The organism is Spirosoma sp., from assembly GCF_048594605.1.
In the GTDB taxonomy this organism is placed as follows: Bacteria; Bacteroidota; Bacteroidia; order Cytophagales; family Spirosomataceae; genus Spirosoma.
The window spans coordinates 1-6,562 of sequence record NZ_JBMDWV010000179.1; the positions used below are offsets into that span (position 1 = coordinate 1).

A 6,562-nucleotide genomic window follows, 5' to 3' on the forward strand; every position below is an offset into this window, starting at 1 on the left:
CAATAAACTCCGGTACTGTTCTGAGAAGTTTGGCAACGGTGAAGGAGGTAGATTTTCTCCTTTTGTAGTCGATGTGTCTTTTAAAGTTCTGTCTAGTTTTGTTGAACCAGTCTGTATCTCTACCCGCTTCTTGGGCCAGTTTTGGGCAATCAGTAATATTATAAGTAGTAGTGCAACGCTAATACCTACTCCCATCAACCATTTGTTTTTATTACTATAATCGCCCGTTGTTCCACCACTGGGTTCAGTTTTAACTGGCTCAGAGGTTGATTCGGTATCAGTTGGTTCGGCTACAACTTCTGGCTTAGGTACCTCTGGTAATTTCCACTCTTTGCTTATATAATATTGGTTTGTAACCTGATTAATCTGTTCAACTGTTAGATCGCGTTCGTTCGTTTGCTCTTTTAACCATTTTGTTGCAGGAGAATCAGGAGACAGTGTTTCAGAAAGTGCGATTAGGTTAGCCAAGTCTGCCCGCTTGTCTATCGGCTTAATTAGCGGTAATAGCTGATACTGATTTTGAATTTCATTAACGATAATAGTCTCAGCATCTAAACGAGTTGGCGATAAACTTTGTTGATGAAGTGCTAAAACGGTTTCGGTGAGTTGTTTGAGTAATGAGGCAAGTTGCTCATCGTCTGCAATAACGGGATGTGTTAATCCCGTAGTGACAACCCAATCATCCGTAACCAGATAGGGTATATCATCTGCACTGACACCATAATCAAGCAAGGGTAGTAAGCCTGGTGAATCTACCTGTTGATAAGACGCTAAATTTGATTTGAAAACACCTGCCTGACGCGAATTAACAGTAGGGAAAGTCCATAGTAAAACCTGACAATTAGCCTGATAGTCTCTAACAACCCAAACCTGTCCATCACTAATGACCAAACTGTCAGGTTGGTGTAGAAGAAAGTAGCGATTGGCAAATATTGTTTGTGTTAATAAAACTGGTTGCATAGTAGAATGATATAGCTTTCGCAAACATGTAGGAAGCGAACAGGATAGGAGTGGCCATTTTTAATTTTAGTTCCAATATAGTATTCAGTAAATATTTTCTTTGGTTCTTGCTAAAAAAATATACAGATTGGTACCATATTTTCTGCTATAATCTACACCTCCCAATTATATGGTTCTATCTAGTCTATTCTACCGCGTAGCATTAATTAGTATAACCGCTTTCACGCTTGCTAATTGTTATACCCGCCCTTCTGCCGAATCATCCGCTACGTCACCACCCAAGCCAACAACTGAAGTCAGTCTTTCAGGCAGTAAGAAAGACCGCGCTAAACCCTACTTAGGTACTTTTCGTCTTTTTCTGGATAACTCATTCAGCATGGATGGGTATGTTAAAAAAAATACAGCATATAAGCAAGTACTACTTGAATTGCTGAACGGAGCAAATATTGATATGGGTGATATGACTGTTCAGGTCTTTGCAGTCAACAATTTGATATATCCATTAGACTATACCGGCAAATCGGTAGCCTTTGTGAATCAGATTACCCCCGAAAATAAAAATTGGAAGCAAGGAAGTGTTTATAACTCTGATCTGATCCAGATTTTTGAAAACGCGTTAGCGGAAGCTAAAGCAGGAGATATTACAGTCGTGATGAGCGATTGTTTATATACGGGCTCTAATTTGGATTTGGCAAAACAGGGCATGAAAGGGGTTTTTGGGTTAGTATCAAAAAAACAGCCATTCAAAGCAGCAATCTATCAATTCAAGGCCGAATTTCACGGAACCTACGTATATCCAGATGAGAAGAAAACTGATTATTTAGATGGCCAAGCAAGACCATTTTATGTCTGGATTATGGGTTCCCCTGTCTCGGTGAACACCTTCTTGGCGAGGGTAAAGCCTAATGTTTGGCCCGGCTACATTAACGCCTATGTATTGAGCAATCAGCTTACGAATCATTTTTACACCATATCTTCTTTGGAGCAGATTGGCCGCTATCAAACCCCCTCCGACAATACTATCGATTATGCAGAGCTCGAAACGGGAACCAATTCGTTTCAGTTTTCTGTAGCAGCCCAGTTGCCTACTGAAATAGACGCTACTTATTTACGCGACGTACGAAACTATACCGTCTCAAATGCTAAATTCCGGGTAGAGAAAGTAATTCCACTTGCAGGTTACGCTCCTAAGACAACATTTGCCGCGACCGAGTTTAACCGAGTTCGTAAAACAACTGCCAACTATCTTCTACTGGTACGCACAACTGGTTTGTTTGCAGACGGTGCATACAACATCCGGTTAATAAACCATATACCCAATTGGGTTTCCCAAAGCCATACCGCCAAATTGGAAGAGAGCATACAACCGACAAAAACGTATGCCTTATTGCCTTTGCTACAAGGCGTAACGGCTGGTTTTACGTCAACCTCACTTCCGCCTTTAGCTGACTTTTCGTTTCACATTGAAAAAAATAATTGATTATGAACACAACGCCACCTATTATAAACAATTTTTTTGCTTCTCTTTATGAACTTTGGGGATTGGCCCACATGGGAAATTTCTCTCAAACGATGTACAATCATGGCATATATGTACAGGTTGGTCTGTTGATGCTGGGCATAAGTTTTTTTCTGGTGATATTCTATTATTATCTGCTGAATCACCCTGGCTTTATTCGATGGTTTCAATGGGGAATAATTCTGCTTGTAAACTGTCTGGTTAATAGTGTAATAGCCTATGTTATTACATCCTCACAGCTATACATTCAGGGTTATGCGGCAACGACTCTGGAACTGACAATGTTTGCATTAATCAACGGGTTGATCTGGGCACCGACATTTTTCTTTCTATTTGCTTTTGTTCGTAAAATCAGGTTGCCTTTTCTTCGGACAGCGGGCGTAAACACCCCATTTTAATCAGTGAAATAATGGCTAAACTATACGTATTTGGTATCGGCGGAACGGGTGCGCGTGTTATTCGGTCGCTGACGATGTTACTGGCCACGGGATTAGATCTCAACGGCTACGAATTAGTCCCCATTTTAGTTGATCCCGACCTTGCCAACGGCGATTTAAATCGTACTGTGAAAGCACTGGAATCTTATCAGAGGGTACGGGAACCGCTGGAGTTTGAACACAATCGCTTCTTTAAGACCACTATTACTCCTCTGTCCGGATTAAATCCTCAGATGGCTACTCAACTGAATACGCACGGGTTCAACTTCAAAATAAACAATTCTCAAACCACATTTGACCAATTTATTGGATACACCCAGCTGAACGCGGCAAATCAGGCACTCATTAATCTGCTTTACACCCAGGAGAATTTAAACACGAATATGGATGAGGGATTCAGGGGAAATCCGAATATGGGTAGTATAGTACTAAATCAATTTACTACATCAGATGATTTTACGGCTTTTGCTACTTCATTTGGCCATAACGACCGGATTTTTATTATTAGTTCCATCTTTGGGGGTACGGGGGCAGCTGGTTTTCCTTTATTACTTAACAATATTCGTAAACCAGCATCGAATGTGCCTAACCCTCAGTCGCTTCGCGATTCAGTCATCGGTGCGTTAACCGTTCTGCCCTACTACAAACTAAATGAGCAAACAACAGGAACCGACTCCAAAACGTATGTTCCTAAAGCAATTGCTGCTTTGTCCTACTACGACCGGACAATAACGACCAACAACTACTTGAATGCAATGTACTACATCGCCGACCCCGACCCCGTAACTTACTCAAATCATGCGGGTGGAGAGTCGCAGTTAAACAACGCCCATATTGTAGAGTTAGCCGGTGCGTTGGCGATTTTAGACTTTGCGCAAGAGACAAATAAGATGAATCCCGAAGCAAATCGCCATACGGTTTATAGGGAATTTGGCATTACTAAACGAGAGCAACAACTCACGTTTGATAATTTAGGGCCTACTACTCAAAAACAGTTGAAACGGGCATTGGGGCAGTTTCTGTACGTAAGCGAATACCTCCGTTTCGAAGCCGAACGTGCATTCGGCTTACAACCGGCTTTTACGAGTGGCACCCGCATTGGGCGAGAGTTTCTAACGGATTCATTTTATAAGGAATTTAAGGCATTCTGTCACCTATTCGACACATGGCTTGGCGAACTAAAAGCTAATCAACCGAATTTAGCATTGTTTCGGGCCGATACGACCCGCGACAACATCTTCAAACTTATCAATGGGGTTGAGCCTAAGCCACTGAAAAAATTTGACGAAATTCGGAGGGTAGAGAATTTCCACTATTTCAATCAGATTCTTCAGGAAGTGTCTGATGGGGATATTAGCAAGTGGCCTATTATACAAAAGTTTGGCGCGGCTATTTACCGGGCTACTAAAGAAGTTATGCACCGCCGTTTTAACGCTTAGATGATGTCCTACGTATTCAGACTCCACACTGGTAATCAATTAAATGATTGGGCTGTCTCAACACCGATCGGCCCTAATGCAATTAATACCATCCATAATCCAGCCGGGTTGTCGCCAGACCGCCAGATCACATCAATCCCTAGCCCGTTTGCCCGAATAGATTTGGTTAAAACAGCGTTTGAGCAATTAGTTAAGCCCGAAACTCCTTTGGTGGGCGATACGATGTACCATCGGCTGGTATCAGAAGCACTCGACTTGGCCGAAATCGTTTTCAACTATGAGCGGTTTAAAAACGACATTGAGATACTAACTTGGGAGCGGAGTGAAGTTGATAGATTGATCAATGCCGGTGATGCTCGTCACCGATTGTTAGGTAATACACTTGATCTTTTTTTAATACAGGATGCCAGTAGCTATAATTTTAGCGAAGAAGAATTCAAACGATTGTTTATCATTCGCTACAGACAACATAAAATTCTTGGGGCTACTTCACCAGCAACATTGTTTTTTTCTACGGCTAACGACGTTGGTACGATAAACCTACAGTTAGGAAACCATCGGGCGTTTGATACCAATAACTTTACCCCGCTGTTTCTCCGCGACAATGACTTTCAGGAATATATCTATCACTACTTCGCCTATATCAATTCGTTGCCCGACCCTAATAAGTCAGTTGATCCTGACTCCTCTAAACCGGAGGAACCTGGTATGTTTTTTTCAAATCGCTTCGATGAGTTCACCAAGTATTTAGAAAAGAGTTTAACTGAACTCAACCCGGTTAACCCCAACCTATTCAGTACAATTCAAAAAGCAAAGGCTAATCCAAATGCGTTTTCGGCCCGCTATAAGCAACCGGTAAACCCATCCGGTCAGGCGAACGCCCAAATGGACATTCTGGGACAACCCTATTTTTTAAGTGCTGGAGTTAAGCCGGGGTCGATTACTGAGACCAGTCACCTGACTATCAAATCGCCTAACTGCCCCATTCCTCATAAACCTCTGGTGCTTGCGAATGGCCTAAATACTCCCAATCTTATCTATTTCAATACCACTCGGTGGAACCCACAAATCAGAGTGCCTTATTTTGATCCGAAGCCACTTATGGAGCGGCAGTTGCCGGGACATGAAGGGCAAAATTATCCGTATCTGACTATATCCGATTTTTTAGAATCGTATTTAGTGCGCTTACCCTTTTCGGTTGATTCGGAGTTTTCAGCTACTGTACTGAGTATTGATGACCGGAGTAGTTATCTGTTGCCATTAACAAGCCGCTTTTTCGAATTTTTCAAGGCTGATGACCTGACGAACGGAAACGTAAAAATCAGTATTCAGAAGGTGCCCTCAGCCAATCAGGGACAACCTAACGAAAAACAGAATATCACGGTTAGTTTGAGGATTCCGGTTACGCAGGGGTTTGTCACGTTTGAACGAACGTATGAATGGCCTAAAGCGGGGCAACCACCCTTCCTGCGCCCTAAAGACACCGGCTATCAAGTAGGCGAATTGGTTGAGTGGTCATTGACACTATTGGTATTTCCGTTTCTACGCACAACCAACGCAACGGCTCGCTATCGACTTATGATGGTAGATGGACAACGAACAGAACGCGCCGAAGCGAGTCTTTCTCTGTACCGGATTGAAGATTCGTTAATCCCGATTAAGCCAGTCCGAACGGTACAACGTCGTAAAAAAAGCAATGACCGCGACGCAGCTTCAACAAATTTTCTGGTTTTACAAGACAATTTTGACTTGGTTCAATTCAACCTGCCTTTTACCGATCAACTCGTACAGGCAACCTTACTGCCAAAGTGGCCCGACCCAAAAACGAACGTGAGTCGTTTTAGGGTAGCAGTTGACTTTGGCACGACGAACACACACATCGAATACTGGAGTGATAATGGAACGAGAGGAGCTTTTGAGCTTCCTAAAGACGAGCTACTGAAAGGACTACACAAGTCGGAAGCTCAAACACGTGCTTTAGGGCATGGGCGGTTGATTGACCCTATTGTGAAGGAGTTCTTACCCGCTCGAATTGGAAAACAGGAACCATACCAACTTCCTACCCGAACGGCTCTCAACGAGCCCGTAGGCTTAAACTGGGGAACACCAACCGACGCATTAGCCCACGTAACACTGCCTTTTTATACAGAACGAGAACAGACATCGCCAAATTCACGCAATGTTCTTAATCTGAAGTGGTCCAATGT

Annotated in this window: 4 protein-coding genes and 1 pseudogene; 4 read left to right on the forward strand and 1 reads right to left on the reverse strand. The window is 42.8% G+C overall.

All coding sequences use genetic code 11. The annotated features are described in order from the left end of the window. Positions 1-960, reverse strand: a 960-nt coding sequence (locus tag ACOJS8_RS11300; RefSeq protein WP_420148648.1) for a hypothetical protein, incomplete at its 3' end; no start/stop codon positions are given. 169 nt (positions 961-1,129) lie between these two features. Here ACOJS8_RS11300 and ACOJS8_RS11305 point away from each other — a divergent pair. The 4 genes and pseudogenes from ACOJS8_RS11305 to ACOJS8_RS11320 all read left to right on the forward strand — a co-directional run. Beyond that, positions 1,130-2,440 carry a hypothetical protein gene (locus tag ACOJS8_RS11305; protein ID WP_420148649.1) on the forward strand — a complete coding sequence of 437 codons (1,311 nt, stop codon included), beginning with the start codon at positions 1,130-1,132 and terminating at the stop codon, positions 2,438-2,440. A 2-nt stretch (positions 2,441-2,442) separates the two neighbouring features. After that, the gene (locus ACOJS8_RS11310; RefSeq protein ID WP_420148650.1) at positions 2,443-2,877 is read left to right on the forward strand and encodes a hypothetical protein; all 435 of its coding nucleotides are present in this window, start codon (positions 2,443-2,445) and stop codon (positions 2,875-2,877) included. 11 nt (positions 2,878-2,888) lie between these two features. After that, entirely contained in the window at positions 2,889-4,355 is a 1,467-nt protein-coding gene (locus ACOJS8_RS11315; protein ID WP_420148651.1) for a hypothetical protein, read from the forward strand. Continuing rightward, positions 4,356-6,562 (forward strand): annotated as a pseudogene (locus ACOJS8_RS11320) (hypothetical protein); the annotation flags it as partial.